Source organism: Streptomyces sp. JW3, from assembly GCF_052216785.1.
In the GTDB taxonomy this organism is placed as follows: domain Bacteria; phylum Actinomycetota; class Actinomycetes; order Streptomycetales; family Streptomycetaceae; genus Streptomyces.
Map to the genome: position 1 here is coordinate 59,128 of NZ_JBQOUX010000020.1, position 25,141 is coordinate 84,268.

22 protein-coding genes are annotated in these 25,141 nt (G+C 72.9%); 8 read left to right on the forward strand and 14 right to left on the reverse strand.

All coding sequences use genetic code 11. The features are described from left to right. The first annotated feature begins 53 nt into the window (after nucleotides 1–53). Nucleotides 54–2,831 carry a SpoIIE family protein phosphatase gene (locus ACTT8P_RS11535; RefSeq protein WP_442831481.1) on the forward strand — a complete coding sequence of 926 codons (2,778 nt, stop codon included), beginning with the start codon at nucleotides 54–56 and terminating at the stop codon, nucleotides 2,829–2,831. Between the two features lie 39 nt (nucleotides 2,832–2,870). On the opposite strand, the gene ACTT8P_RS11540 is transcribed toward ACTT8P_RS11535, so the two are convergent. The 9 genes from ACTT8P_RS11540 to ACTT8P_RS11580 all read right to left on the reverse strand — a co-directional run bounded on the left by ACTT8P_RS11540 (nucleotide 2,871) and on the right by ACTT8P_RS11580 (nucleotide 12,276). After that, nucleotides 2,871–4,601, reverse strand: a complete 1,731-nt coding sequence (locus ACTT8P_RS11540) for a subtype B tannase (RefSeq protein ID WP_442831482.1) — start codon at nucleotides 4,599–4,601, stop codon at nucleotides 2,871–2,873. Between the two features lie 187 nt (nucleotides 4,602–4,788). Next, nucleotides 4,789–5,559 (reverse strand): ABC transporter ATP-binding protein, encoded by a 771-nt coding sequence (locus ACTT8P_RS11545; protein ID WP_442831483.1) that lies wholly within the window; start codon nucleotides 5,557–5,559, stop codon nucleotides 4,789–4,791. Further along, the gene (locus ACTT8P_RS11550) at nucleotides 5,556–6,356 is read right to left on the reverse strand and encodes an ATP-binding cassette domain-containing protein (protein WP_442831484.1); all 801 of its coding nucleotides are present in this window, start codon (nucleotides 6,354–6,356) and stop codon (nucleotides 5,556–5,558) included. The genes ACTT8P_RS11545 and ACTT8P_RS11550 overlap by 4 nt, the downstream gene beginning before the upstream one ends. Beyond that, entirely contained in the window at nucleotides 6,353–7,213 is an 861-nt protein-coding gene (locus tag ACTT8P_RS11555) for an ABC transporter permease (RefSeq protein ID WP_442831485.1), read from the reverse strand. The genes ACTT8P_RS11550 and ACTT8P_RS11555 overlap by 4 nt, the downstream gene beginning before the upstream one ends. Then, complete coding sequence (locus tag ACTT8P_RS11560) at nucleotides 7,210–8,175, reverse strand: ABC transporter permease (RefSeq protein ID WP_442831486.1); 966 nt, start codon at nucleotides 8,173–8,175, stop codon at nucleotides 7,210–7,212. The genes ACTT8P_RS11555 and ACTT8P_RS11560 overlap by 4 nt, the downstream gene beginning before the upstream one ends. An 8-nt stretch (nucleotides 8,176–8,183) precedes the next feature. Then, nucleotides 8,184–9,701: an ABC transporter substrate-binding protein gene (locus ACTT8P_RS11565; RefSeq protein ID WP_442831487.1), complete on the reverse strand. Its 1,518-nt coding sequence runs from the start codon at nucleotides 9,699–9,701 to the stop codon at nucleotides 8,184–8,186. A 46-nt stretch (nucleotides 9,702–9,747) separates the two neighbouring features. After that, nucleotides 9,748–10,491 carry a DUF1684 domain-containing protein gene (locus ACTT8P_RS11570; RefSeq protein WP_442831488.1) on the reverse strand — a complete coding sequence of 248 codons (744 nt, stop codon included), beginning with the start codon at nucleotides 10,489–10,491 and terminating at the stop codon, nucleotides 9,748–9,750. A gap of 154 nt (nucleotides 10,492–10,645) precedes the next feature. Continuing rightward, entirely contained in the window at nucleotides 10,646–11,092 is a 447-nt protein-coding gene (locus tag ACTT8P_RS11575) for an ATP-binding protein (protein ID WP_442831489.1), read from the reverse strand. 182 nt (nucleotides 11,093–11,274) lie between these two features. Continuing rightward, complete coding sequence (locus ACTT8P_RS11580) at nucleotides 11,275–12,276, reverse strand: GlxA family transcriptional regulator (RefSeq protein WP_442831490.1); 1,002 nt, start codon at nucleotides 12,274–12,276, stop codon at nucleotides 11,275–11,277. Between the two features lie 148 nt (nucleotides 12,277–12,424). Between ACTT8P_RS11580 and ACTT8P_RS11585 the strand changes: the two genes are divergently transcribed. Continuing rightward, complete coding sequence (locus ACTT8P_RS11585) at nucleotides 12,425–13,012, forward strand: cysteine hydrolase family protein (RefSeq protein WP_442831491.1); 588 nt, start codon at nucleotides 12,425–12,427, stop codon at nucleotides 13,010–13,012. A 47-nt stretch (nucleotides 13,013–13,059) separates the two neighbouring features. On the opposite strand, the gene ACTT8P_RS11590 is transcribed toward ACTT8P_RS11585, so the two are convergent. Beyond that, complete coding sequence (locus ACTT8P_RS11590; protein ID WP_442831510.1) at nucleotides 13,060–13,635, reverse strand: TetR/AcrR family transcriptional regulator C-terminal domain-containing protein; 576 nt, start codon at nucleotides 13,633–13,635, stop codon at nucleotides 13,060–13,062. A 78-nt stretch (nucleotides 13,636–13,713) separates the two neighbouring features. On the opposite strand from ACTT8P_RS11590, the gene ACTT8P_RS11595 reads away from it, so the two are divergent. From ACTT8P_RS11595 to ACTT8P_RS11605, 3 genes are read left to right on the forward strand one after another with little or no spacing between them, the layout of a single operon-like run. Next, nucleotides 13,714–15,108, forward strand: a complete 1,395-nt coding sequence (locus tag ACTT8P_RS11595; protein ID WP_442831492.1) for an FAD-dependent monooxygenase — start codon at nucleotides 13,714–13,716, stop codon at nucleotides 15,106–15,108. A 54-nt stretch (nucleotides 15,109–15,162) separates the two neighbouring features. Then, entirely contained in the window at nucleotides 15,163–16,848 is a 1,686-nt protein-coding gene (locus ACTT8P_RS11600) for a carboxylesterase/lipase family protein (RefSeq protein WP_442831493.1), read from the forward strand. After that, complete coding sequence (locus tag ACTT8P_RS11605) at nucleotides 16,845–17,867, forward strand: amidinotransferase (protein ID WP_442831494.1); 1,023 nt, start codon at nucleotides 16,845–16,847, stop codon at nucleotides 17,865–17,867. Before ACTT8P_RS11600 ends, ACTT8P_RS11605 begins: the two co-directional genes overlap by 4 nt. A gap of 25 nt (nucleotides 17,868–17,892) precedes the next feature. Here ACTT8P_RS11605 and ACTT8P_RS11610 read toward each other — a convergent pair whose 3' ends face one another. Then, complete coding sequence (locus ACTT8P_RS11610) at nucleotides 17,893–19,338, reverse strand: DHA2 family efflux MFS transporter permease subunit (RefSeq protein ID WP_442831495.1); 1,446 nt, start codon at nucleotides 19,336–19,338, stop codon at nucleotides 17,893–17,895. Between the two features lie 87 nt (nucleotides 19,339–19,425). Between ACTT8P_RS11610 and ACTT8P_RS11615 the strand changes: the two genes are divergently transcribed. Beyond that, nucleotides 19,426–19,860, forward strand: coding sequence for a MarR family winged helix-turn-helix transcriptional regulator (locus ACTT8P_RS11615; RefSeq protein ID WP_442831511.1), 435 nt, complete (start codon nucleotides 19,426–19,428; stop codon nucleotides 19,858–19,860). Nucleotides 19,861–19,881: 21 nt separating this feature from the next. On the opposite strand, the gene ACTT8P_RS11620 is transcribed toward ACTT8P_RS11615, so the two are convergent. After that, the gene (locus tag ACTT8P_RS11620) at nucleotides 19,882–21,276 is read right to left on the reverse strand and encodes an APC family permease (protein ID WP_442831496.1); all 1,395 of its coding nucleotides are present in this window, start codon (nucleotides 21,274–21,276) and stop codon (nucleotides 19,882–19,884) included. Between the two features lie 106 nt (nucleotides 21,277–21,382). Beyond that, nucleotides 21,383–21,988, reverse strand: a complete 606-nt coding sequence (locus tag ACTT8P_RS11625; RefSeq protein WP_442831497.1) for a TetR/AcrR family transcriptional regulator — start codon at nucleotides 21,986–21,988, stop codon at nucleotides 21,383–21,385. Between the two features lie 72 nt (nucleotides 21,989–22,060). Here ACTT8P_RS11625 and ACTT8P_RS11630 point away from each other — a divergent pair, with 72 nt between their 5' ends. After that, nucleotides 22,061–22,909, forward strand: coding sequence for a class I SAM-dependent methyltransferase (locus tag ACTT8P_RS11630; RefSeq protein WP_442831498.1), 849 nt, complete (start codon nucleotides 22,061–22,063; stop codon nucleotides 22,907–22,909). 85 nt (nucleotides 22,910–22,994) lie between these two features. Here the strand turns inward: ACTT8P_RS11630 and ACTT8P_RS11635 are convergent, their stop codons facing one another. Beyond that, nucleotides 22,995–24,407: a DEAD/DEAH box helicase gene (locus ACTT8P_RS11635; protein WP_442831499.1), complete on the reverse strand. Its 1,413-nt coding sequence runs from the start codon at nucleotides 24,405–24,407 to the stop codon at nucleotides 22,995–22,997. Nucleotides 24,408–24,720: 313 nt separating this feature from the next. Between ACTT8P_RS11635 and ACTT8P_RS11640 the strand changes: the two genes are divergently transcribed. Next, nucleotides 24,721–25,128, forward strand: a complete 408-nt coding sequence (locus ACTT8P_RS11640) for a YciI family protein (RefSeq protein ID WP_442831500.1) — start codon at nucleotides 24,721–24,723, stop codon at nucleotides 25,126–25,128. Nucleotides 25,129–25,141: the final 13 nt, after the last annotated feature.

The window sequence follows — 25,141 nt, forward strand, 5'->3', positions numbered from 1 at the left end:
CCGCGCCCAGACGTCCGCAGGAGTATGGCAAAAGGGGGTAAAAAGGAAGTGTGATGCGATCTTCCGGCCGGTGGTGGGGGCTGCGGTCCCTGGCGAGTCTGCGCAGTGTGGTCGGCCAGATGCTCGTGCTCCAGGTGGCGATCGTCGTGCTGCTGGCCGTCGTGGCGGTCGTCCTGCTGGTGGTGACGGTCAACCGCGAGGCCACCCGGGCCGCCAACGACCGGGCATTCGCCGTCGCGGAGGTCTTCGCCCACGACCCCGGCGTCGTGACGGCCCTGAAGTCACCGGATCCGGCGGCCGTGCTCCAGCCGCGGGCCGATGAGGTCCGAAGGAGTGCCGATATCGACTTCATCGTCATCGTCGACAAGGACGGCATCCGCTGGGCCACGCCGGATCCGAGCCTGATCGGCAAGCGTGTCTCCGCGGATCAGGACCTGGACGCACTGCGGTCCGGGCGCACCGCCACCGGGCGCAACGTGACGGGCGACGGCACGGCCGTGCGTACCTTCATGCCGGTCAGGGACAGCGACGGTTCGGTGATCGGCGGAGTCGCCGTCGGCGTCCAGGTGACCAGCATCAGCGCGGAGGCGAAGCGACAGTTGCCGACGCTGCTCGGCATCACGTTCGCCGCCGTGGCCGTGAGCGCGGCCGGCGCCGTGCTGGTCTCCAGACGCCTGCTGCGCCAGACCCACGGCCTCGGCCCGGCCGAGATCACCCGCATGTACCGGCACCATGACGCGGTGCTGCACGCGGCCCGGGAGGGCATCGTCATCGTCGACGCCGACCGCCGGCTGCTGCTGGTCAACGAGGAGGCGCAGCGACTGCTGGAGCTGCCCCCGGGAGCGCGGGGCCACCATGTGGCGGAACTGGGTCTGGCGCCGCCCGTCGCCGACCTGCTGGTCTCCGGCCGGACGGCCACCGATGAGGTACATGTGGCCGGTGGCCGGGTGCTGGCGGTGAACCAGCGGCCGCTGGAGCAGTACGCGGGCGCCTCCGGCAGCGTCGCGACCTTGCGGGACACCACGGAGCTCAGGGTGGTCTCCGGTCACGCGGAGGTGGCCCGGGAACGTCTGAAGATGCTGTTCGACGCGAGTGTCGGCATCGGCACCACCCTGGACGTGACCCGGACCGCCGAGGAACTGGCCGGGGCGACGGTGCCGCAGTTCACCGACTACGTCACCGTCGACCTCGCGGAACCGGTGCTGTCCGGTGAGGAGCCGACCGGCAGGGAGCAGTGGCTGCGGCGCGTGGCGGCCGCCGGTGTCCGTGCGGACGCTCCCTTCACCCCGGTGGGGGAACGCGTCACGTTCGTGTCGCCGTCGTTGCGGGCGGGCCGCCCGACCGGTGGCCGCGGGGTGATCGAACCCGATCTGCGCGCCGTGTTCGGCGACATCCCCGGTTACCTCCCCGGCATCGCCGCCCAGGACTCCGAGCGGGTCCGGCAGCTCGTGGACCACGGCATCCACTCGCTCATCACGGTCCCGTTGCACGCCCGCGGGGTGATCCTGGGCGTGGCCCGCTTCTGGCGCGCGGAGAAGCCCGAGCCCTTCGAGGTGGACGACCTGGAACTGGCCGAGGAGATGGCGACGCGGGCGGCGGTGGCCATCGACAACGCCCGGCGCTACACCCGGGAGCACACCATGGCGGTGACACTCCAGCGCAGACTGCTGCCCGGGACCCTGCCCACGCCCAGTGCGGTGGACGTCGCCCACCGCTATCTGCCCGCCGAGTTCGGCGATGTGGGCGGCGACTGGTTCGACGTCATCCCGCTGCCCGGCGCGCGGGTCGCCCTGGTGGTCGGGGACGTCGTCGGCCACGGCCTGCACGCGGCGGCCACCATGGGCCGGCTGCGCACCGCCGTGCACAACCTGTCGGCGCTGGACCTGGCGGCCGACGAACTCCTGGCCCACCTGGACGAGCTGGTCACCCGCATCGACACCGACGAGGCCGGTGAGGACAGTGACCGGAGCGTGACCGGAGCGACCTGTCTCTACGCCGTCTACGACCCCGTCTCCGGCCGGGCCACCATCGCCCGGGCCGGGCATCCGGCGCCGGTGCTGGTCCGCCCCGACGGCTCGGCCCAGGTGCCCGAGGTGCCGGTCTCCCCGCCCCTGGGACTGGGCGGCGCGGAGCCCTTCGAGACGGCGGAGCTGCCGCTGGCCGAGGGAAGCCGGCTGGTGCTGTACACCGACGGGCTCATCGAGGAACGGGGCCGGGACGTCGACGCGGGCATCGGCCTGCTGCTGGACGCGCTGGCCGGTCACCCCGAGCGGGATCCGGAGGAGACCTGCCGGGCGGTCTTCGACGCCGTGCTCCCCACCCGGCCCCGCGACGACGTCGCCCTGGTGGTGGCCCGCACCCGGCTGCTCCCCCCGGAGCGGATCGCCCAGTGGGACGTACCCGCCGACGCCGCGGCGGTGGCACCGGTCCGCGCCGCGTGCGGACGGCAGCTGCGCGCCTGGGGGCTGGACGACATCGGCTTCGCCACCGAGCTGATCCTCTCCGAGCTGGCCACCAACGCCATCCGCTACGGGATCCCGCCGATCACCGCACGTCTCCTGTACGACCGCACCCTCATCTGCGAGGTCTCCGACGGCAGCAGCACCTCGCCGCATCTGCGCCGGGCGGCCACCACCGACGAGGGCGGCCGCGGACTGTTCCTCGTGGCCCGGTTCGCGCAGCGCTGGGGCACCCGCTACACCCCGCGCGGCAAGGTGATCTGGACCGAGCAGGCCCTGCACGACGGACCGGTGGAACCCGGTGCGGACACGGCCGACGCCTTGCTGGACCAGTGGAGCGACGACGCCTTCCCCGACCCGACGGCACCGTGACGGGGGGCACGGTGCCGTCGGCGGTGTCGCCGGTGCGGCCTATCCCCGGTCGCCCGGCCGGGAGGTGAGCGGGTCGCCGGCCTTGCGGACGGCCTGGGCGATCCAGGCCATGGCCTCGGGCACGTCGTAGTTCCCGGCGTGCGGCTGGTTCCAGGCGAGCTGGTAGTTCAGGTCCTTGACCTGCTTGTCCGCGGCGAGCGCCCGGTCGAGGTTGACCGAGACGGTGAGCGCGGTGTCCCGGTCCCGGGTGCCGTGGCGGACGTACCAGTTCGGCGCGGTGTCCGCGCCGGTGCCGACGAAGTCCATCGGGTTGATGAGGTGGGTCTGGTCGTCGACGATGGTGCCCTTCTTGCTGGTGTACTGCTTCCAGGTCAGCCCGGTGTCGTCGAGGCCGCTGCCGTCGCCGGCGACGTCGTTGTGGTTCCAGCTGTACTCGGTGTAGTTCAGGTACTTCTGGCTGGGCGGGCCGAACAGGTCGGTCTCGGTGCCGCTGGTGGTGTTCCCGTCGACGCCCACCGCGTCGAAGGCGGGGGTCGTCTTCAGCGTGGCCTGGGTGGCGACGAAGGCGAGGTACTTCGTCATGTCGACGGAGCGCACCGTGCCGGTGGCGGTGTCGACGTCGATCCAGTCGTTGACGTACGACTTGGTGGTGCCCTGGGAGGTGATCTGGAAGGTGCCGCCCAGCGACGGGATCGTGTGCGCCGGGTCCGCCGCGAGGTAGGTCTCGGCGGAGCTGATGACCTCCTTCTCGATGGTGTCGAGCATGGTCGCGGCGGTGAGCCTGGAACCGTCGGGGTTGCGCAGTCCGAGGCTTTTCTCGTACGCCGCGAACTTGGCCGCGATCTCCTCGGCGGCCTCGGGCGAGGGGTTCGAGCCGGTGGCGTCGCGGGTGGCGAGGACGTTGTACAGCCACTCGTAGGCCACGTCGGCGTTGCCGAGGTCGGTGATCGGGCAGTACGCGTTGACCGCGAAGACGTCGTCGCGCAGGGTGCTGCGGCCCTTGGCGTCGATGCCGGCGGCGCCGATCGCGGCGAGGTACGGGGCGTACTCGGCGCTGTTGCCGGAGGCGCCCAGGATCGACACCAGCGCACCGCCGCCGCTGGTGCCGTTGATGACGATCCGCTCCGCGCTGCCGGGCATCGCGGCGTCGTTGAGGCGCAGGTAGCGGACGGCGGCCTTGGCGTCGACCACGGCCGCGGGGGCCTTGCCGGGGGAGGTGCCGTCGGCGCCCACCAGACCCCGGCTGCGGTTCGCGACGTCGACGAAGACGTACCCCGCTTTCAGGGCCGCGCCGACGTTGCTGGTCGAGCTGTTGTAGGAGGTGCCCGCGGTGACGCTCGCCCTGAGGTAACTGGCCTTCCAGCCACTGTTGTTGACGGCGAAGTAGACCGGGGTCCGCTGGTCGCCGAAGGCGCTCTCGGGGACGAACACGTTCATGCTCTGGTAGCCGCAGGCGGTGTCGGTGATCGTGGTGGTGCCGCCGCCGGGACCGCCGGGCTGCCGGGCCGCCGCGGCGACCGGGTTGGCGACATAGCAGATCTGCTGGTACCAGCGCACGTCCAGCGGCCGGCCGTCCACCGTGACGGTGATCGTCGTGTAGGCGGCGGAGTCGAAGTCCAGCGCGGCGTCCTGGGGGTCCGCGGCGTGGCCGCGGGCGGCCGACGTGGCCGGGCCGGCCGCGGCGGCCGCGACGGAGGCGGGCACCGCGACCGCCGTGAGAGCGAGGGAACTGGCGAGCGCCATGCCTCTCAGCAGGCGGGTGCGGGGCACCGGACGTTCGTTCCGCGTGCCCGTCGAGTGGGTGAGCGCGTCGCGTCCGAAGGACGCAGAGAGCCGCTGCACTGGGTCTCCCCTCACTGAGCATCAAGTGCTGCCGATCGCCCCGGGATCGAGGCGTGACGCAGGCTACAAGATTGTTAACAATATGCACAGCAATCGTGCGGTCATTGTTTCCGGGTCACCCGCCCACCGGCAGCCGGGGCACGCTGTCGAGCAGCCGGCGGGTGTAGGGATGGGCGGGTGCGCCGAGGACCTGGGCGGTGTCGCCCTGTTCGACGACCCGGCCGTGTTCCAGTACGGCGGTGCGTTCGCACAGGGAGGCGACGACGGACAGGTCGTGGGAGACCATCACCAGGGTCAGACCGCGCTCCCGCTTGAGTTCGGCCAGCAGGTCGACCACCTTCACCCGGGTGGTGACGTCCAGCGCGCTGACGGGTTCGTCGGCGAGCAGGACGCGGGGCTCGCAGACGGTGGCGCGGGCGATGGCGATGCGCTGGCGCTGCCCGCCGGAGAACTCGTGCGGGTAGCGCCCGGCCGCGTCGGCGGGCAGACCGACCCCTTCGAGGGCGGCGGCCACCTTCGGCGCGGCGCCCGCCCGCGAGTTCAGGCCGAGCGAGCGCAGTGGTTCGGCGACGATCGAGCCGACGCGGCGGCGCGGGTCGAGCGAGGAGTACGGGTCCTGGAAGACGCACTGGACGCTGCGCCGGAAGCGCCTCAGCTGCTCCCGGTTCCGAGGGGAGAGGGGGGCGCCGTCGAAGCGGACCTCACCGGTGGTGGGGCGGGCCAGGCCGAGCAGGAGGCGCAGCAGGGTGGTCTTGCCGGCGCCGGACTCGCCGACCAGGGCGAGGCTCTCGCCGGGCCGTACGGCGAGGGACACCTCGCTGACCACGTCGGTGCGGGCACCCCGGTAGCGCGCGGCCACGTCGGTGAGTTCCAGCACGGGGGTCACGGCGCGCTCCTCAGGTCCAGGGCGGACTCCAGCGTGCGGGCGCTGGCGACCAGGTCGCGGGTGTACTCCTCGCGCGGGGCGCCCACGATGTCCCCCACCGGGCCCGCTTCGACGGACCGGCCGTCCTTCATGACCAGCACCCGGTCGGTGACCTTGGCGACGACCGCGAGGTCGTGGCTGACGAACAGCACCGCCATCTCGCGGTCCCGCACCAGGGTGTCGATGAGGTCGAGCATCTCGGCCTGGACCGACACGTCGAGCGCGGTGGTGGGTTCGTCGGCGATGAGCAGGGCCGGTTCGCAGGCCAGGGCGACGGCGAGGGCGACCCGCTGGCGCTGGCCGCCGGAGATCTCGTGCGGGAAGGCCCGGGCGACGCGGTCGGGTTCGGGCAGCCGGACCCGGTCGAGGGCCTCGTGGGTGGCGGCGCGCAGCGCGCGGCCCTTCAGTCCGGTACGGCGGGCCAGGGGGCCGGCGATCTGGCGGCCCACCCGCATCAGCGGGTCGAGAGCGGTCAGCGGCTCCTGGAAGACGACGGCGGCGTCCCGGCCCCGGACGGCGGTCAGCCGCTTCTCCGGGGCGCCGACGGTCTGCGTCCCGGCGAGGACGACGCTGCCGGTGGCCGTCATTCCCTCGGGCAGCAGTCCCAGTACCGCAAGGGTGGTGAGCGACTTGCCGGAGCCGGACTCGCCGATCAGGCCGAGGCGTTCACCGCCCGCGACGGTGAAGGACAGGTCGGTGACGAGCGGCCGGCCGTCCGCGGCGGTCACCGACAGCCGGTCGACGTCGAGCAGGGTCATGACCGCCTCCCGCGGGTCGCCGGATCGAGGACGTCGCGCAGTCCGTCGGCGATCAGGTTGACGCCGATGACCAGCAGGACGAGGAGGACGCCGGGGGCGAGGGCGCCGGCCGGTGCGGTGGTGAAGGTGGCCTGCGCCTCCTGGAGCATGCGGCCCCAGGACGCGTTGGGCGGCGGGGCGCCCAGGCCCAGGTAGGACAGACCGGCCTCGGCGAGGACGGCCAGCCCGAACTGGAGCGCCAGGTTGACCACCAGGGTGGGCCAGATGTTCGGCAGTACGTGGCCGGCGACGGTGCGCGGCCAGGAGGTGCCGGAGGTGCGGGCGGCGGTGATGTAGTCCTGGGTGAGGACCCGCTTGACGAGGATGCGGACCAGCCGGGCGACGACCGCGCTCTGGGCCAGGCCGATGGCCAGCACCGCGGAGCCGAGGGTGGCCGACCGGGCGGCCACCACCAGCATCGCGAGCAGCAGCGTCGGGAAGGCGATGAGGATGTCGAGGAACGCGGAGAGCGTGTCGTCGAGCCAGCCCTGCGCGAACGCGGCGAGCACGCCCAGCGTGACACCGATCAGCGCGGCCACCGCGACCGAGCCGAGGCCCGCGCCGAAGGCGATCCGGGCGCCGGTCATCAGCTGGGTGAACAGGTCGCGGCCCAGCTTGTCGGTGCCGAGCAGGTGCCCCTCCCCCGGTCCGGCGAGCCGGCCGCCGGAGGTGTCGTCGGGGCCGTAGGGCAGCCACAGGAAGGAGACCAGCGCGAGCACCGCGACCAGGCCGGTCAGCACGCAGCCGACGGTCAGGGTGAGCGACGTGCGGCGGGTGGGGCGCTCGGTGCGCGGTTCGGTGCGGACGGGGGCGGTCATCGGGCGCCTCCCGAGAGCCGGCCGCGCAGCCGCGGGTCGACGATCCGCTGGACCAGGTCGGCGAGGAAGCCGATGAGCAGTACCGCGAGGGTGGAGACGAACAGGACGCCCTGGATGACCGGGTAGTCGTGCTGGGCGATGCCGGTGGCCAGCAGGGAGCCGAGGCCGGGCAGCGCGTACACGGACTCCACGACCACCGCGCCAAGCAGGGTGGAGGCCAGTTCGATGCCGAGGATGGAGATGACGGGCACGGAGGCGTTGCGCAGGCCGTGGCGCCACATGGCGGCGGGGAAGGACTCGCCGAGGGCGCGGGCGGTGCGCAGGTAGTCGCTGCCGAGCACGTCGAGGGTGGCGGAGCGGACGTAGCGGATCAGGGAGGCGCTCATCACCAGGGCGATGGTGACGACCGGCAGGACCAGGGAGCGGATCGCGTCGGCCGGGGCGGCCCAGCCGACCTGTGGGAAGCCGCCGGCCGGCAGCCAGCCCGCGTTCAGCGCGAACACCGCGATCAGGATCATGCCGAGCCAGAACACCGGGATCGCGATGCCCAGTTGGGAGACGCCGCTGAGCAGGGCGCCGTACCAGGTGCGGCGCTTGTGGGCGGCGACGAATCCGGCGGGTACGGCGATCAGGACCGCGAGCACGAAGGCGGCCAGGGTGAGCGGCACGGTGACGTTCAGGCGGGCGGTGACCTCGGGGCCGACCGGCAGCGAGCTGACGAAGGACGTGCCGAGGTCGCCGGTGGCGAGCTGCCCGAGCCAGTGGGTGAACTGCTGGGGCAGCGGCCGGTCCGAGCCGATGGAGTGCCGGGCCACGGCGATCTGCTCGTCGCTGGCGCCGACCGCGGTGAGCGCGTTGGCGGGGTCGCCGGGCAGCATCCGCAGCAGCACGAAGAGCACCACGCTCGCCAGGGCCAGCGACACCACCAGGAAGGCGAGCCGGCGCAGCAGGTAGCGGGCCATCAGCCCCTCTAGCCCTTCTTCTTGATGTCGTAGGCGAAGAACTGCGAGTTCAGGCCGTTGAGCGGGTAGCCGGAGAGCTTCTTGTTCGCGACGACGAGCTGCGGATACAGGTACAGCCAGTCACTGGCCGCGTCCTCGGCGGTCTTGCGGTTGACCTTCTTCAGCAGGGCGGTCTGCTCGTCGGTGGTGGCGGCCTCCTCGGCCTGCTTCACCCACTGGGTGACCTGCTTGTCGTCATAACCCCAGTAGAAGTCGGGGTTGCCGTACCAGACCAGGTCGCGGTCGTTGACGTGCTCCTGGAGGGTGGCCGTGAAGTCGTGGTTCTTGTAGACCTTGGTGTACCACTCGTCGGGCGTGATCGTGTTGATCTCGACGGTGATGCCGACCTTGGCGAGTTCGGACTTGATGAACGTCGCGGCGGTGGGGTGCGGGTCGTAGTTGGGGGTGTCGAGGGTGAAGCTGAAGCCCTTGGCGTAACCGGCCTCGGCGAGCAGCTTCTTGGCCTTGGCGACGTCGTACGCGTTGACGTCGGTGAGTTCCTCGTACCAGGGGTCGGTGGGCGGCACCATCGAGCCGATGAGCTTGCCGTAGCCGCCCCAGACGGACTCCAGGAGCTTCTTGTCGTCGATGGCGGCGGAGACGGCCTGGCGCACCTTGACGTCGGTGAACGGCTTGGCCTTGTCGTTGAAGGCGAGCAGCAGTTTGGTGGTCGAGTCGCCGTCGTTGACCGTGTAGTCGCCGTTGCTCTTGAACTGCTCCAGGGCGTCCGGCGACTGCTCGCTGGTGACCACGTCGACGGCGCCCGTCAGCAGCGCGTTGTTCAGCGCGGTGGCGTCCTTGTAGTAGTGGAAGACGACCTGCTGGTTGGCGGCGGCGTCGCCCCAGTAGCCGGCGAACCGATTGAGGCTGAGGGCCGAGCCGCGGGTCCACTTGTCCAGGGTGTAGGGCCCGGTGCCGTCCTCGCTCGTCTTCAGGTCCTTGGCCGCGGAGTTGATGATCCAGACGTAGGACAGGTTGTAGACGAAGGAGATCGACTTCTGCGACAGCGTGACCTTGACGGTCTGCTCGTCGGGGGTGGCGATGTCCTTGACGACTTCCAGGTTGCTCTTGCGGGCCGACTGGGAGTCGTCGGCGAGCACCTTCTCCAGGCTGTACTTGACGTCGGCGCTGGTGAGTTCCTTGCCGCTGTGGAACGTCACGCCGTCGCGCAGGGTGAAGGTGTAGGTGAGGCCGTCGTCGCTGACCTGGTAGTCCCGGGCGAGGAGTTTCTCCACGTCGCCGTCGTCGGTGAGCCGGAACAGGCCCTCGTAGACGTTGCCGTTGAGTGCCTCGGTGACGCCCTGGCCGCCGCCCGCGGTGTTGTCGAGGTTCTGCGGCTCGTAGAGCGAGCCGATGCTGACGGTGGCGTTCTTGTCCCAGGTACCGGCCGCGGTTCCGGAGCCGGTCGAGCCGCCGCAGGCGGTCAGGGCGAGGGCGAGGACGGCCGCGGAGGTGACGGCGTACAGGGAGGTTCTGCGCACGGACATGGGTGGCTGCCTTCGGACTGCGGGAGACGGTGTGGAGAGGGGGCGATCAGTGCTGCGCGGGGAAGCCGTCGCGGAAGACGGGGCGCTTCTCGCCGGCCTCGACGGGCAGGTGGAGGCGGTTCTGCCGCGGCGGCATCGGACAGTTGTACTGATCGGAGAATCCGCAGGGCGGTACGAAGGCCCGGTTGAAGTCGAGGATCACCCGGTGTCCGTCGTCCGTGCGCTCGACGAACAGGAAGCGGCCGGCGCCGTAGGTGGTGTCGCCGTTGGTGGGGTCGCCGTTGGTGGGGTCGCCGAAGACCAGGAGCAGGGTGCCGTCGTCGTCGAAGGCGCTCAGGGTGTAGTCGCGGCCGTCGACGGTGAGGGTGATGTCGCCGGGGACGACCAGGTCGCGGGTGCCGCCGTTGTCCCTGATGTGCTCGAAGGCGACGCGGCGGGCGCCGGGGACCGGGGTGTAGGCGGCCTCCAGGACCCACGCCGGGTCGTAGGGGAAGGCGGCCACGTGGTCGAAGGCGGCGAGCGCGGGCGCGGCGGCGTCCCAGAAGCGCAGGCCGTGCTCGGGCTCGCCGGTGACCGGGTCGGTGCGGCTGAGCGTGGTGACGGTCACGGTGTCGGGCAGGCCGGTGCGGGCCGCCGCCGCGTCGGGGCGTTCGCCGGCGGGCAGCCAGCGGGTCTCCACGAGGGCGAGGTTGCCGGTGGGCGCGGTGAGCGCCGTACGGCGCCCCGCACACCACGCGTTCCACCGCTCCACAGGGTCGGTGGGAGAGGGAACTGCGGCGGGCTGGGACACGGCGTACTCGTCATTCGGCTGGAAGGAGGGCCATCGGCGCGGAGCGTCAATACGTGGCCAAAGCAGCTTCTTTATCAGCCATAAGGTCATCTAATGTCAAACCATCGTTTCACCTGGTGAGACGGCTGTCCGGGGTCGCCGCCCCTCGCCCCGGTCACTCCGCCCCTTCCGGGTCGTCGCGACCGGACGGGGCGGCGGGCGGCACCGGGCGGAAGCAGGCGGTGACCGACTTGCCGTAGGGGCAGGGGCGGGCCTCCCAGCTGTCGGCCACGGCGTCCACCAGCAGCATGCCCCGGCCGCCGGGACGGTCCGGGCTGAACCCGCGCGGCGCGGGCAGGTCCGTGTCGTCGTCGTGCACGGTGATGTGCAGGCACTGACTGTCCCAGGCCATCACGAGCCGGGCGGTGGAGCGGGCGTGGACGTGCGCGTTGGTGACCAGTTCCGAGACGGTCAGCAGTATGTCGTCCACCGTCTGCGGGGCGCTGCGGGTCCAGCCGAGCGTCTCCAGATGCGCCCGCGCCCAGTCGCGGGCCGCCTTCGGGCCGGTGTGCGTCGGCAGCGAGCGCGCCCAGCCCACCGCCCGCACTGATGATTCGTCCATCGTGTTCCCTCCCTGACGGGCCGTCGCAGCGACCGCTGGGCATGCCTTCACACGGGTGGGCCTGTCTCTCGCCCCGGCGGCGTTCGGCCGGCGAGCCGACGCAGCAGCGATTACCCCGTCCGGTGGTCCGCATGCCGTCGCGCGGGGGCCGGGACCATTGAGCGCCGGCCGGGTCGTGCGGCTTACGCCACCGGGGCGGGGCCGGTCCGGAAGCGGTTGCGGTACTCGGTCGGGGTCGTGTCCAGTCGTCGGCGGAACGCCCTGACCAGGGTGTCGACGGTGCCGAGTCCGCAGGTGGCCGCGATGCGTTCGAGCGTGGCGTCGGTGGTTTCGAGCTGGTTGCGGGCCCGCTCGACGCGGACCGACTCGATGTAGGCGTGCGGGGTCATGCCCAGCTCGGCCTTGAAGATCCGGGTGAGCTGGCGGTCGCTGAGGTGGGCGTGTGCGGCGAGCCGCGCGACGGTGAGCGGCTCGGCGACGGCGCCCAGGATGTAGTGGCGCAGTTCCTCGATGCGCCGGGTCGTGGCGACCTGTTCCAGCGGGACGCTGAACTGACTCTGGCCGCCCGGCCGTTTCAGGTACATCACCAGTTGCCGGGCGACCCGCAGCGCGACGGCCTCGCCGAGGTCGTCGGCGACGAGCGCGAGCGACAGGTCCAGGCAGGCGCTGATGCCGGCGCCGGTCCACACGTCGCCGTCGCGGATGAAGATCGGATCGGGGTCCACCTCGACCGCGTCGTGGTCGGCGGCGAGCTGCCGGGCGGTGGACCAGTGGGTGGTGGCCCGCTTTCCGTCGAGCAGCCCGCAGGCCGCCAGCACATGGGCGCCGACACAGACCGAGGTGACTCTCCGGGTGCGCGCGGCCAGTTCCCCGACCCGCTCCACCACGACGGGGTCGACGACCGCGCGCACCCGGCGGTCGCCGCCGGACTCGACCGCGCCGGGCACCACCAGGGTGTCGACACTCCTCGTCCGCAGCTCCTCGAAGGTCGCGTCGGGCAGCACCCGCACGCCGGCGGCGGTGACGACGGGCTCCCTCGTCTCCGCGACGAGGACCACCTGGTAGCCCGCCGCCTCCCGCGTCTCGCGTCGGGCGAGGGCGAAGACCTCCGGCGGTCCGGTGACGTCGAGGAGGTCGACTCCGTCGAAGAGGACGATGACGACGAGTCGTTCGACGGTGTTCACGAGCGCTCCCCCCGGCCGACGACGGCGATGTCGGTTTCTGCATGTTAGACGACATTGCCGACGCGTGCGCCGGGCCATAGCGTCAGGAGTGCGGGACACGGCACCGCCGTCCCGCGCTCCCAACTCCCTTCTGCCCAGGTGGTACTTCATGCCCGGAACGACCCTGCGCCGGCTCAACGGCTTCGACGACACGCCTGCCGAGCTGGCCGCCTCGACCCTGCTCCTGATCGACTGCCAGAACACCTACACGACCGGCGTCCTGGAACTGGACGGCTGGCGGCCCGCCCTCGATGTCGCCGCCCGGCTGCTGGAGCGGGCCCGCCGGGACGGCGCGAAGGTCATCCATGTCGTCAACGACGGCGGCGAGGGGACGCTGTACGACATCCGCGCCGACATCGGCCGGATCCACCCGAGCGTCGCACCGGCCGACGACGAAGCCGTGGTCGTCAAGCGGGTCCCCGACGCCTTCCGCGGCACCGACCTGGGCCGCCTGGTCGACGAGGCGGGCCACAACGATCTGGTCGTCGCCGGTTTCATGACCCACATGTGCGTGGCGTACTCCGCCCAGGGCGCCTTCCTGCGCGGCAACCGGCCCACCGTCGTGGCCGACGCCTGCGCCACCCGACCGCTGTCGGCACACGGCACGGAACTAAACGCCCGCCAGGTCCACCTCGGCGCCCTCGCCGCCGTCGCCGACCTGTACGGGGCCGTCGTACCGTCCGCCGCGCTGCTGTGACGGACGGCGGGGCGCGTCGGCAGCGTGCCTGACGCCCGACCCGGCCGTCACGGTCTCGGCGGCGCCACCCCGGCGCGGTGCGCCAGGCCGTTCAGAATGAGGGCGAGGCCCGCCTCGAACGCCGACTCGTGGTCGATCACCGGCACCTCGGCGGGCAGCTCCGCGCGGTCGGCCGCGGCGGCTTCCGCCTGCTCCTCCAGCACGCTGCCGACCGTGTAGCGCCCGGCCGCCAGCATCGCCATCCGCGCGTCCCGCTCGGGCACGCCGGCGGCGACGAGGAAGTCCATCTTGCGGCGCAGCCGGTCGAGGTCACCGGTGGGGGTGCTGCCGGCGTGCAGCCGTGCCCCGTCCCGGCGCATCAGCAGGGTGCGCCGGAAGCTGCGCGTGTTCGCCAGGAACCACTCGCGCCAGTCGTCGCCGGGCGCCGGCAGCGGCGCGGTCGCATGCGGCGCCATCGCCGCCTCCGCCATCGCCGCGACGAGGTCCTTCTTGGTGCGGAAGTACCAGTACAGCGACGGCTGTTCGACGCCCAGTCGCTTCGCCAGCCGCCTCGTGCTGACGGCGTCCAGGCCGACCTCGTCGAGCAGGGCCAGTGCCTCGGCGACGACGGTCTCACGGTTCATCTTGGTCACGTTGACAATCTATCGCCGATAGATGACTCTGGAAAGAAATCATTCACCGATAGATTTTGGGGAATGGCCATGACAACACGGACAGGTGCGCGGTCGCTGCGGATCCTTGTCGCCGGTGGCGGGATCGCGGGGCAGGCGCTGGCCTTCTGGCTCACCCGGGGCGGCCACCGGGTGACCGTCGTCGAGCGCTTCCCGGCGCTGCGGGCCACCGGGGCCCAGGTCGACCTGCGCGGACAGGGCATCGAGGCGGTCCGGCGGATGGGCCTGCTCGACGCCGTCCGCGACAAGCTGGTGGACGAGGCGGGCGTCGCTTTCGTCGACGCCCGCGGCAGGGCCAGGGCGACGATCATGGCCAACACCTCCGGGCAGGGCCGGCAGACCCTCACCTCCGAGTACGAGATCATGCGCGGCGACCTGGTGCGCATCCTCAACGACGCGACGAAGGACGACACCGAGTACGTCTTCGGCACGAGCGTCGACGGCTTCGAGCAGGACGGACACCGGGTGGTCGCCCACTTCTCCGACGGATCCGCCGGCGAGTTCGACCTCCTGGTCGGCGCGGACGGACAGGGGTCACGCATCCGGCGGGCGCTGCTTCCGGCGGACTTCGACCCGTACTGGCGGGTCGGCATCCACACGGCCTACTGGTTCGTCCCGCGCATCGCCTCCGACAGCAGCATCCGGGACACGTACATGGCCCCGGGCGGCCGCCAGATCATGCGCCGCAGCCACAACCCGACCGAGACCCAGGTGTACTTCGTGCTGCGGGAGGACTCCGAAGAGGCCACCGCCATCCACCGCGCGCCCGTCGAGCGCCGCCGGGAGTTCTGGGCCGGACGGTTCCGCGACGCGGGCTGGCAGACCGGGCGCTTCATCGAGGGGATGGCGGCGAGCCCCTTCTTCCACTCCCAGGAGGTCGTCCAGGTGCGCACCGGCACCTGGTCCGAGGGCCGGGTGGTGCTGGCCGGCGACGCCGCGCACTGCGCCTCCCCCTACAGCGGCATGGGCGTCTCCGGCGGTCTGGTCGGCGCGCACGTCCTGGCCGGTGAGATCAACCGGCACCCGGACGACCTGCCGACCGCGCTGGCGAACTACGACACCGTGCTGCGGCCCTTCGTCGACGAGATCCAGGGCGGAGTCAATCCGCGTCTGCTGCGCCTGGCCCTGCCGCAGACCCAGCGCGCGATCGACGCCTTCCGGGCCGCCACCTCCCTCGCCTGTTTCCTGCACCTCCCCGACCTCGCAGCGCGCTGGGCCAAGGAGGACCGCGGCGGCGGCTGGCAGCTGCCCGAGGACCCGGCGCCGGCCGGCGGCGCGCGCGGACACCGCGGCCACCCGAGGTCCGTACGTGAGGATTCTCCGGTTCTGGTCCTTTCGTTGGTCATGAACCGGTTCTGTTCCGGTGCGGACGGCGTTCCCCGTCCTGCCGGGTTTCACCCGGCCGACCGCGCCGGGGCGCGGTAGACATGTCCCGTACCCCCTCGTCGCTCTCGGCGACCCGGCGCAGGACAGGCGGCCATGGCAGCGAAACGTACGGCGATGAGCACGGTCCTCGCGAGCGCGGTACTCCTCTGCGTGGCGGTGGGCACCGCAGCCCCGGACGTCCCGCGCGGGCCGGGGCCGGCCGGCGCGGGCGTCACGGCGCGCACCGACACCGGCCTCGTCCGGGGCGTGCGGACGGGGGCCCACACCCACTACCGGGGCATCCCGTACGCGGGACCGCCCGAAGGCGCCCACCGGTGGGCCGCGCCGCGCCCGGTACGGCCCTGGAAGGGGGTACGGGGCGCCACGAAGCCCGGCCCGCTCTGTGCCCAGGTCGCCTCCTCCTACGCGGACGCGCCGAGCCTGGAGGAGGACTGTCTGGTCCTCGACGTCACCGCACGCGCGCGGCCGGCCGCGAGACGGCCCGCCCCCGTCCTGGTGTGGATCCACGGCGACGGCACCGTGGGCGGCGGCAGCTTCTTCGACGCCCGGCGCCTCGCCGACCGCGGTCTGGTCGTCGTCACGGTCAACTACCGCCTCGGTGTGTTCGGCGGCTTCGGGTATCCGGGACTCAAGGGGTCGGGGACGTTCGCCCTGCTGGACCAGCAGGCGGCGCTGAAGTGGGTGCGGCGCAACGCCGGCGCGTTCGGCGGCGACCCCGGCAACGTCACCGTGGCCGGCTCCTCGTTCGGCGCGGCCGCCATCAGCGGGCACCTCACCTCGCCCGGCGCCCGGGGGCTGTTCCACCGGGCCGTGCTGGCCAGCGGCGAGGGCATGATGGACATGCCCGCCGGGGCGATGGGCGAGGGGGTACCGGCCTACCCGTACTACATCTGGCGCTCGGCGCGGGAAGTACGCGCCGCCGGCGTCGAGCTGACCTCCTCCCTCGGCTGCGCCGGGCCCGACCCGCGGCGGGCGCTGCGGTGTCTGCGCGCGCTGCCGGTGCGCGAGCTGCTGGCGGTGCCGCACATCATGAACGCCTTCCAGGCGTTCGCCCACGGCACCGAGGTGCTGCCGGAACTGCCGGAGAAGGCGCTGCGGGCGGGCCGGTTCGCCCGGGTTCCGGTGCTGACCGGGGCCACCCGGGACGAGCACCGCCTGTTCGTCGGGGCGGCGCACGACGCGGTCGGTTCCCCGTTCACCGCCGCCCAGTACGAACGGGCGCTGGCCACGGCCTTCGGCCGCCGGGCGGCCGCGGTGCGCGCACGCTACCCGGTGACGGACTTCCCCTCCCCCGCCCTGGCCTGGGCCACCGTGGTGACCGACCGGATGTGGGCCCGGGGCACCTACGCGCAGGCCGTCGCGTTCGGACGGCACGCACCCACGTACGCCTACGAGTTCGCCGACCGGGACGCCCCCATGTACCTCCCCTTCCCCGGCGACTTCGACTTCGGCGCCTATCACGCGGCCGACACCCCGTACGTCTTCGAGGACGCCGCCGCCCAGCGGCACTTCACCCCGGCCCAGCTCCGGCTGGCCGACACCATGACCGGCCACTGGGCGCACTTCGCCCGCACCGGCACCCCGAACCGGCCGGGGCTCCCCCGGTGGCCCCGGTTCGATCCGGACCGGGCCGTGCCGCACACCCAGTCCCTGGCGCCGGACGCCGTCGGACCGGTCGACTACGCCCGGGAGCACCAGCTCGACTTCTGGCACCGGCTCGCGCGACCGGACGCCGTCCCGCAACCGCGGCCCACCGAGGGCAAGGAGCCGGTCTCATGACCGCCGTGCCCTCTCCCCCGACCCCGTCGGTCAAAGTCACCCACGACTGGGGAGTGCTCAGGGAAACCGTCGTGGGCCGCGTCATCGACTTCACCGTCCCCGCCGGGCTGGCCGCCGGTGTGCCGCAATCGCTGCGGTTCCTTCCCGAGCGGACGAAGGAGAACCTGCCCCGGTGGGCGGGGAGGCCCTGGTCGCAGGCCGACCCGGAGGGCTACGGGCGGTGTGTCGAGCAGGTCGAGGGCCTGGTCCGCTTCCTCACGGCGCGCGGCATTCGGGTGCACCGCCCCCGCGCGCTCGGCGAGAGCGAGCTGAGCGTGTACGGCGGCGACGGGTTCGGCTCGCAGACCTTTGTCCGCGACCCCATGATCGTCGTCGGGGACCGGGTGATCGAGGCGGCGCTGCGGCTGCCGCCCCGGTTCAAGGAGCGCTTCGGGCTGCGTCCGGTCTTCGAAGAGGCCGAAGCACGCGGCGCGCGCTGCTCGGTCATGCCGCCCCCGGCTCCCGTACCGGTGCCTCAGCCGCGTACGGCCCGGGGGCCCTTCCTGGAGGGAGGCGACGTGCTGCCGATGGGACGGGACATCCTGGTCGGCACCGGCCGGGGCGGGGCGGCGTCCGACACGGCGGGGGTCCGGTGGCTGGAACGGCTGCTCGGCGACGAGTACCGGGTCCACCAGGTGCCCCTGTCGGAACACGTGATCCACCTGGACGACGGTCTCAGCACCGTCCGCGAGGGCCTCGCCGTGGTCTGCCGGGAACAGTTCACCCACGGGCTGCCCGGGCCGGTCGCCGACTGGGAGCTGATCGACGTCGGCCTCCGGGACGCCGTCGACCTCCTGGCGGGCAACAGCATGGTGCTGGCCCCCGGCGAGGTGGTCGTCGACGAGCGCCTGACGGGACTGGCCGAGGCGCTCACCGCGCGCGACGTGACGGTGCACACCCTGCCCTACGACGCGGTGACCCCCTTCGCGGGCGGCTTCCGCTGCTCCCACCACCCCTTGGTACGGGAGCTCGGGAGCTGACCACGCGGGGGGACGGCCGCCGGCCTCACTGGAAGTCGACGGGCTCCGTACGCTTTGGGAACCGGCCGAACCCCCGGGCCGGGACCACGGTCGTGCCGCGGGCCGCGGCGCGGGCGGGGCCGTCGGGGAGGGTGAAGGCGAAGACCGCGGTGACCGCCGCCAGCGCGGCCAGCACCAGGTACGCCTGCTGGTAGGCGGTGACCGGCGGGTCCGCCACGGCGGCCGGCGCGGTGCCCAGCACCAGGGCGGTGGTCACCACGGCCGGGGCGAGGGCGCCGCCGGTCTGCCGTACGACGGTGTTCAGCGTGGTCGCCTGCGACAGGTCCCGCCGGTCGATCGTGGCGAGGGAGGCCACCGTCGTCGGGATGAAGAAGCAGCCCATGGACAGGCCGAGCAGGAACATGTAGAGGCGGAACGTCCACAGTCCGGTGTCCGCGTCGCAGCCGGCGAACAGCAGCAGCACGACACAGACGCCGGTCATGCCGCAGCCGACGATGACCCGGGGACCGATCCGGGCGTACAGCACACCGACGACCTGCACGGTCAGCAGCACGCCGAACGCCTCCGGGAAGGTGGCCAGGCCGGACTCCGAGGCGCTGCGGCCCTGGGCCTGTTGCAGGAAGAGCGGCCCCAGGTACATGGCACCGAGGACGGGCACCAGTCCGACCAGGTTGAGCAGGTTGGTGTCGCGGAAGAGCCGGTCGGCGAACAGCCGTATCCGCAACAGCGGTTCGGACACGCGGAGTTCGTGGCGGACGGCGGCGGCCAGCAGGACCGCGCCGGCCACCAGGGAGACGACCACGGTGGCCGACGACCAGCCCCGGCCCGGGCCTTCGCAGACACCGAGCATCACCGCGCCCAGGCCCGCCGCGCTCAGCAGCAGGCCGGGCAGGTCGAAGCGGCCCGGCCGGCCGCCCTCGTGCCGGGCCAGGAAGAGCGCGCCGAACAGCACGGCCGGCAGCCCCACCGGCACGTTGACGTAGAACACCCAGCGCCAGGACAGGTGGTCGACCAGCAGTCCGCCCAGGATCGGGGCGACGGCCGGGGCGATCTGCTGCGGGATGATCGTGTACCTGGAGACGCGCACCTGCTCGGAGGCGGTGAAGGTGCTGAACAGCAGTGCCGCCGAGGCGGGCAGCAGCAGCCCGGCGGACAGGCCCTGGACGGCGCGGTAGGCGACGAGTTGGCCGAGGTCGGCGGCGGCGCCGCAGAGGGTCGACGAGACGAGGAACCCGAGCAGCGCGGTCACCAGTACCCGTTTGCCGCCGAACCGCTCGACCAGCCACGCCGAGGCGGGTATCGCCATCGCCAGGCAGACCGGGTAGACCACGACGACCCCGTCCAGGGCCGCCGTCGTCAGGTCGAACTGCCGGGCGATCGAGGGCAGTGCCACGGTGGTGATCGCGCCGTCGACGATCGCGATGAAGGTCACGCAGACACAGACGACGGGGACGACGAGGCGCTGACGCATGTGCTGAGCATACACACTATGTGTCTGCTCAGTACCATGGTTCCACGGTGGCGCAACCACATCAGGGACAACGGGACGGCGACGGACATGGCGGCGGTACAGGGCAGCAGCGACATCCTGATCGACGAGCTGTACGAGACGACGTACCGCTTGCGGGACTTCGTGGAGACCCGGCTGCGGGAGAAGGGGGCGTCGGTGGCCCGGCTGCGCGCGCTGCGCATGCTGGCCCGCGCGCAGGAGCCGCTGCGGATGCGGGACCTGAGCGACCTGGCGGGCATCGCGCCGCGCACCGCGACCAGCATCGTGGACAGCCTGGAGCGGGACGGGCTGGTGGAGCGGATCCGCCACCCCCGCGACCGGCGGGCCTTCCTGCTCCGCCTCACCACCGAGGGGGTGCGCTGTCACGGCGAGGCGGAGGAGATCGACCGGCTGGCGCTCGCCGAGGCGACGGCCGCCCTGGACGCCGGTGAGCGCGAGCGGTTGCGCGTCCTGCTCGCCCGGATCAGGGAACACACGGTCTGACGGCGGCCGGGGCCGGCCCGGTCACGAGGCCGGCGGCCGCTCGCCGGCCGGCTCCGTGGTCCCGGCGGCCTCCTCGCCCCCGGCGGCCCGCGCGGGATGGCGGGCCCGGCGTACGGCGACCAGCGCGGCGAGCACCGCCCCGGTCGCCAGGACCAGCAGACCGCGCAGCCACACCTCGGCCTCGACCTGCGTGGCGAGCAGCACGCAGGAGGCGGCGCCCAGGACCGGGAGCACGGTCGGAGCCCGGAAGTGGCCGGCGTCCCCGGGGTCGCGGCGCAGCACGAGCACGGCGATGTTGACCATGAGGAAGACGACGAGGAGCAGCAGCACCAGGGTGGACGCCAGAGTGGCGACACTGCCGGTGAGGGCCAGCAGCATCGACAGCGCGGTGGTGACCGCGATCGCCGCCCACGGTGTACGGCGGCCCGGCAGCACCCTGGCCAGGACGCCGGGCAGCAGTCCGTCGCGGGCCATGCCGTAGGCGAGGCGGGAGGACATGATGCCGGTGAGCAGCGCGCCGTTGGCCACCGCGACCAGCGCGATCGCGCTGAAGAGGCGGGGCGGTACGCCGCCGGCCTCCTTGACCACCTCCAGCAGCGGGCCGCTCGACCCGGCCAGCCGGGCGGTGGGCACGGCGGCCGACGCGGCGAGGCCCACCAGTACGTACACGGCCCCGGCGGTCGCCAGCGCGCCGAACAGGGCGCGCGGGTAGGAGCGGCGCGGGTCCCGGGTCTCCTCGGCGACGTTCACCGAGGTCTCGAAGCCGACGAAGGAGTAGTAGGCCAGTACGGAGCCGCTGAGCAGCGCCGCGGCGGCCCCCTTCTCGGGGGTGCCGAGCCGGCCCAGCCGCCCCAGATCGCCGTCGCCGCGCAGCAGCAGCCAGCCGCCCAGCACGACGATGACGAGCAGACCGCCGACCTCGATCACCGTGGCGACGACGTTGGCCCGGGTCGACTCCTTGACGCCCCGCGCGTTGACCAGGGCGAGCAGGGCGAGGAAGAGCACCGCGACGAGGCCCACGGGGAGGGTCACGAAGGCGGACAGGTAGTCGCCGCCGAAGCCCCGGGCCAGCGCGGCCACGGAGACGATGCCGGCGGCGAGCATGCAGAAACCGGTGACGAACCCGGCGAAGGGCCCGAAGGCGCGGGTGGTGTAGTGGGCGGCGCCGCCCGCGCGGGGGTACTTCGTGGCCAGCTCCGCGTAGGAGGCCGCGGTCAGCAGGGCCAGCAGCAGGGCGACGGCCAGCGGCGCCCACACCGCTCCCCCGGCGTCGGCGGCCACTTGGCCCACCAGGACGTAGACGCCCGCGCCGAGGACGTCGCCGAGGATGAAGAAGTAGAGCAGCGGGGTGGTCAGGGCGCGCTTGAGCGCCGGGCCCTCGGGGTCCGCGGACGGGGGTTTCGCGACTCTTGCCATGCCCGGACAGGTCCCCCGCGCGCCGCGCGTCACGCCTCGGCGTTCGCGTCGGTTCCGGCGCCCGGCCGCCCCGCGCCGCCCGGCCGGGGGCGGCTGCGCGGCGGGGTCAGCGCGGCCGTCGTTGTACGACGTCGGCGAGCACCGTGGTCACCAGCTTGTGGACGGTCGCCGCGGTCGGTGGGGCAGGGTCGTCGCGGTCGGCGAACAGGAGGTGGCCGCCCCCGACCAGGGAGAGGGTGAGTGAGTCGATGTCGGCGTCGGCCGCGATGCGGCCCAGGCCGCGTTCGTCGGCCAGGTAGGCGGCGACCGCGGTGGAGACCTGGGCGAGGATCGCGATGCCGCCCCCGGGCCCGGCCCGCCGCAGCCGCGCGCGCAGCTCGTCCCGGAAGGTGATGAGCGGGATGATCGCCACGGGGACCGGTCCGAACAGGGTGGTCAGCGCGGCCGTGAGGTTGTCGGCCACGGTGTTGGTGCCGGCGGTCTCGCGCAGCGCGTGCGTCTGCGCCTCCAACCGGCCGGCCCGGTCGAGCACGAGGTCGGCAAGGAAGGCGTCGAAGTCGTTGAAGTAGCGGTGCAGGACGCCCTTGGCGCAGCCCGCCTCGTCGGTGACGGCGCGGCTGGTCAGCCCGTTCGGGCCGGCACGCAGCAGCACGCGTTCCGCGGCGTCGAACAGTTGCTGCCGCGCGTCGCGAAGATGTACCCCGGTCGGCACTTACCGATCCTCTCGTGGGCCGAGTCACTGGAATCCACTGGCTTATGGGCGCTCGCCCACTAGAGTGAACGCATGCCCACTCTATCGCGAGAGCAGTTTGAGCAGCCCGAGCAACCCCAGCAGCCCGAGCGGCCGGAACCGGCGCAGCCCCATCAGGCCCGGCTGACGGCCGAGTCGTTCGGCGCGGACGCGCGCCGCTACGACCAGGCCCGCCCCGGCTACCCCGCCGATCTGGTGGCCCGGGTCGTCGCCGGGAGTCCGGGGCCCGACGTCCTCGACGTCGGCTGCGGCACCGGGATCGCGGCCCGCCAGTTCCAGGCCGCCGGGTGCGCCGTCCTCGGGGTCGAGCCGGACCCGCGGATGGCCGGCTTCGCGCGGGCCCGTGGTCTGCGGGTCGAGGAGGCGCCCTTCGAAACCTGGGAGCCGGCCGGCCGGACGTTCGACGCGGTGATCGCCGCCCAGTCGTGGCATTGGGTGGATCCGGCCGCCGGCGCGCCGAAGGCGGCCCAGGTGCTGCGTCCGAACGGCCGCCTGGCGGTCTTCGGGCACGTATTCGAACCGCCGGCCGAGGTGGCCGAGCCGTTCGCCGCCGCCTGTCGGCGGGCCGCGCCCGACTCCCCGTTCAGCGCTCAGCCGGCCCGGCGTCCCGTGGAGCTGTATGAAGCGGGGTACGCGAAGATCGCCGACCGGCTCCGCGCGACCGGGCGGTTCGACGAGCCGGAGCGGTGGCGCTTCGACTGGGAGCGGTCCTACACCCGCGACCAGTGGCTGGACCTGCTCCCCACCACCGGCGGCCTCACCCGGCTCGCCCCGGGTCCGCTGGCCGAGATACTGGACGCGGTCGGCCGGGCCGTCGACGCGCTGGGCGGCCGCTTCACGATGCGCTACACGACTCTGGCGACGACCGCCGTGCTGAAGTGACCGGCCGGCGTTGTGGCGCGGGCGGCCCGCGGAGGGCCTGCCTGCCGCACGCTCCCTGGGCGGTCCCGGAGTCCGGGCTCCTCACTCAGCCGCCGCGCCGTACCCGGGCCGCCCGGCGGGCCTCCGCGAGCTTCTGGGCCTCGCTGCTCTTGCGGGACGGCCGGCCCCCGGAGCCGCTCTTGGCGTCCTTGGTGCTGCCCAGGCCACGGAACGGGGCGTTGTGGTTCTTGGGGCGCGCCGCGGCGGGCCCGCCGTCCAGAGGCGCCCCCGAAGGTGCCCTGGCGCCGGTGATCCGGCTCAACTCCGCCTCGCCGGACCGCACTTTGACGACCTTGGCGGCGACACCGGCGTCCGCCATCACCTGGCTCGTCTCGCGGCGCTGTCCCGACAGGACCAGTGTCACCACGGTGCCGGAGCGGCCGGCCCGGGCGGTCCGGCCGGCGCGGTGCAGATAGTCCTTGGGGTCGGTGGCCGGGTCGACGTTGACCACCAGGTCGAGGTCGTCGACGTGCAGGCCACGCGCGGCGACGTTCGTCGCGACCAGGGCGGTGACCTGCCCGGTCTTGAACTGGGCCAGGGTCCGGGTGCGCTGCGGCTGGGACTTGCCGCTGTGCAGGGCGGCGGCGGCCACCCCGCTGGCCCGCAGGTGCCGGGTCAGCTGGTCGACACCGTGCTTGGTGTCCAGGAACAGCAGGACGCGGCCGTCCCGGGCGGCGATCTCCGTGGTCACGGCGTACCGGTCGGGGCCGTGCACGACGAAGACGTGGTGCGCGATTTCGGTGACCGCGTTGGCCGCGGGGTCCACGGAGTGCACGGCGGGCTCGCGCAGGTAGTCCCGCACCAGCTGGTCGACATCGCGGTCGAGGGTCGCGGAGAACAGCATGCGCTGTCCGTCGGGACGCACCTGGTCCAGCGCTTCGGTGACCTGCGGCAGGAAGCCCATGTCGCACATCTGGTCGGCCTCGTCCAGGACCGTGATCCGCACCTGTCCCAGCCGGCACGCCTTGCGGTCGACGAGGTCGTGCAGCCGGCCGGGGGTGGCGACGACGATCTCGGCGCCGTCCCGGAGCGCGGCGGTCTGCCGGCCGACGGACACCCCGCCCACCACGGTCGCGAGCCGCAGCCGCAGCGCCTCGGCGTACGGGGTGAGCGCCTCGCCGACCTGCTGCGCCAGCTCCCTGGTGGGCACCAGGACGAGCGCCAGCGGCTCCTTGGGCCGGGCCCGCCGCCCGGCCGTCCGGGCGAGCACTGCCAGGCCGAAGGCGAGCGTCTTGCCGGATCCGGTGCGGCCCCGGCCCAGCACGTCCCGGCCGGCCAGCGCGTGCGGCAGTGCCGCCGCCTGGATCGGGAAGGGCACCGTCACACCGTGCTCGTCGAGCACCCGCAGGATCTCGGCCGGCAGCCCCAGCTCCGCGAAGGACGCCGCCGGGGACAGCACCTCGGGGGCGCCCGGCACCCCGTCCGGCTGCCGGGCATCGGCACGTGCTGATTCGCTCACAGAGAGCCTTCCTCCGAAGGGACCGTACCGAGGAAGGCGCGGCGGGGACGCGGCCACCGGCCGGGGACCGCGAACCGGCACCGGCACAGCGACGCTGCAAACGCCCCACGCTAGCACGGGGCACACCGCACGGGCCGCCCACGGCCCTGCCGCACCGCGTGCTCCCGCGATGTCGCAGGTCAGGCGCGAACGACCCGGACGACGGCGAGAGCTCGAAAAAAAGTCGGCCGCCGATGTCGAGAATCCGTCGTCCGCTGCGTCCCAGAGGTGCGAGCGGCCACAATGGGCCGCACCCGTACCGAGGAGAGCCACGATGGCCAAGTATCTGCTGCTGAAGCACTACCGCGGCGCCCCGGCGGCGGTCAACGACGTGCCGATGGACCAGTGGACGCCGGAGGAGATCTCGGCGCACATGCGGTACATGCACGACTTCGCGGCCAAGCTGGAGCAGAGCGGCGAGTTCGTCGACGGCCAGGCGCTCGCCCCCGAGGGGGCCTGGGTGCGCTACGACGGCGAGGGGCGCCCGCCGGTCACCGACGGGCCGTTCGCCGAGACCAAGGACCTCATCGCCGGCTGGATGATCATCGACGTCGACGGCTACGAGCGGGCCGTCGAACTGGCCGGCGAACTGTCGGCCGCGCCGGGCGCCGGCGGCCGGCCGATCCACGAGTGGCTGGAGGTGCGCCCGTTCCTGACCGCGCCGCCCACCGTCACGGACTGACCGCTCAGGTGAC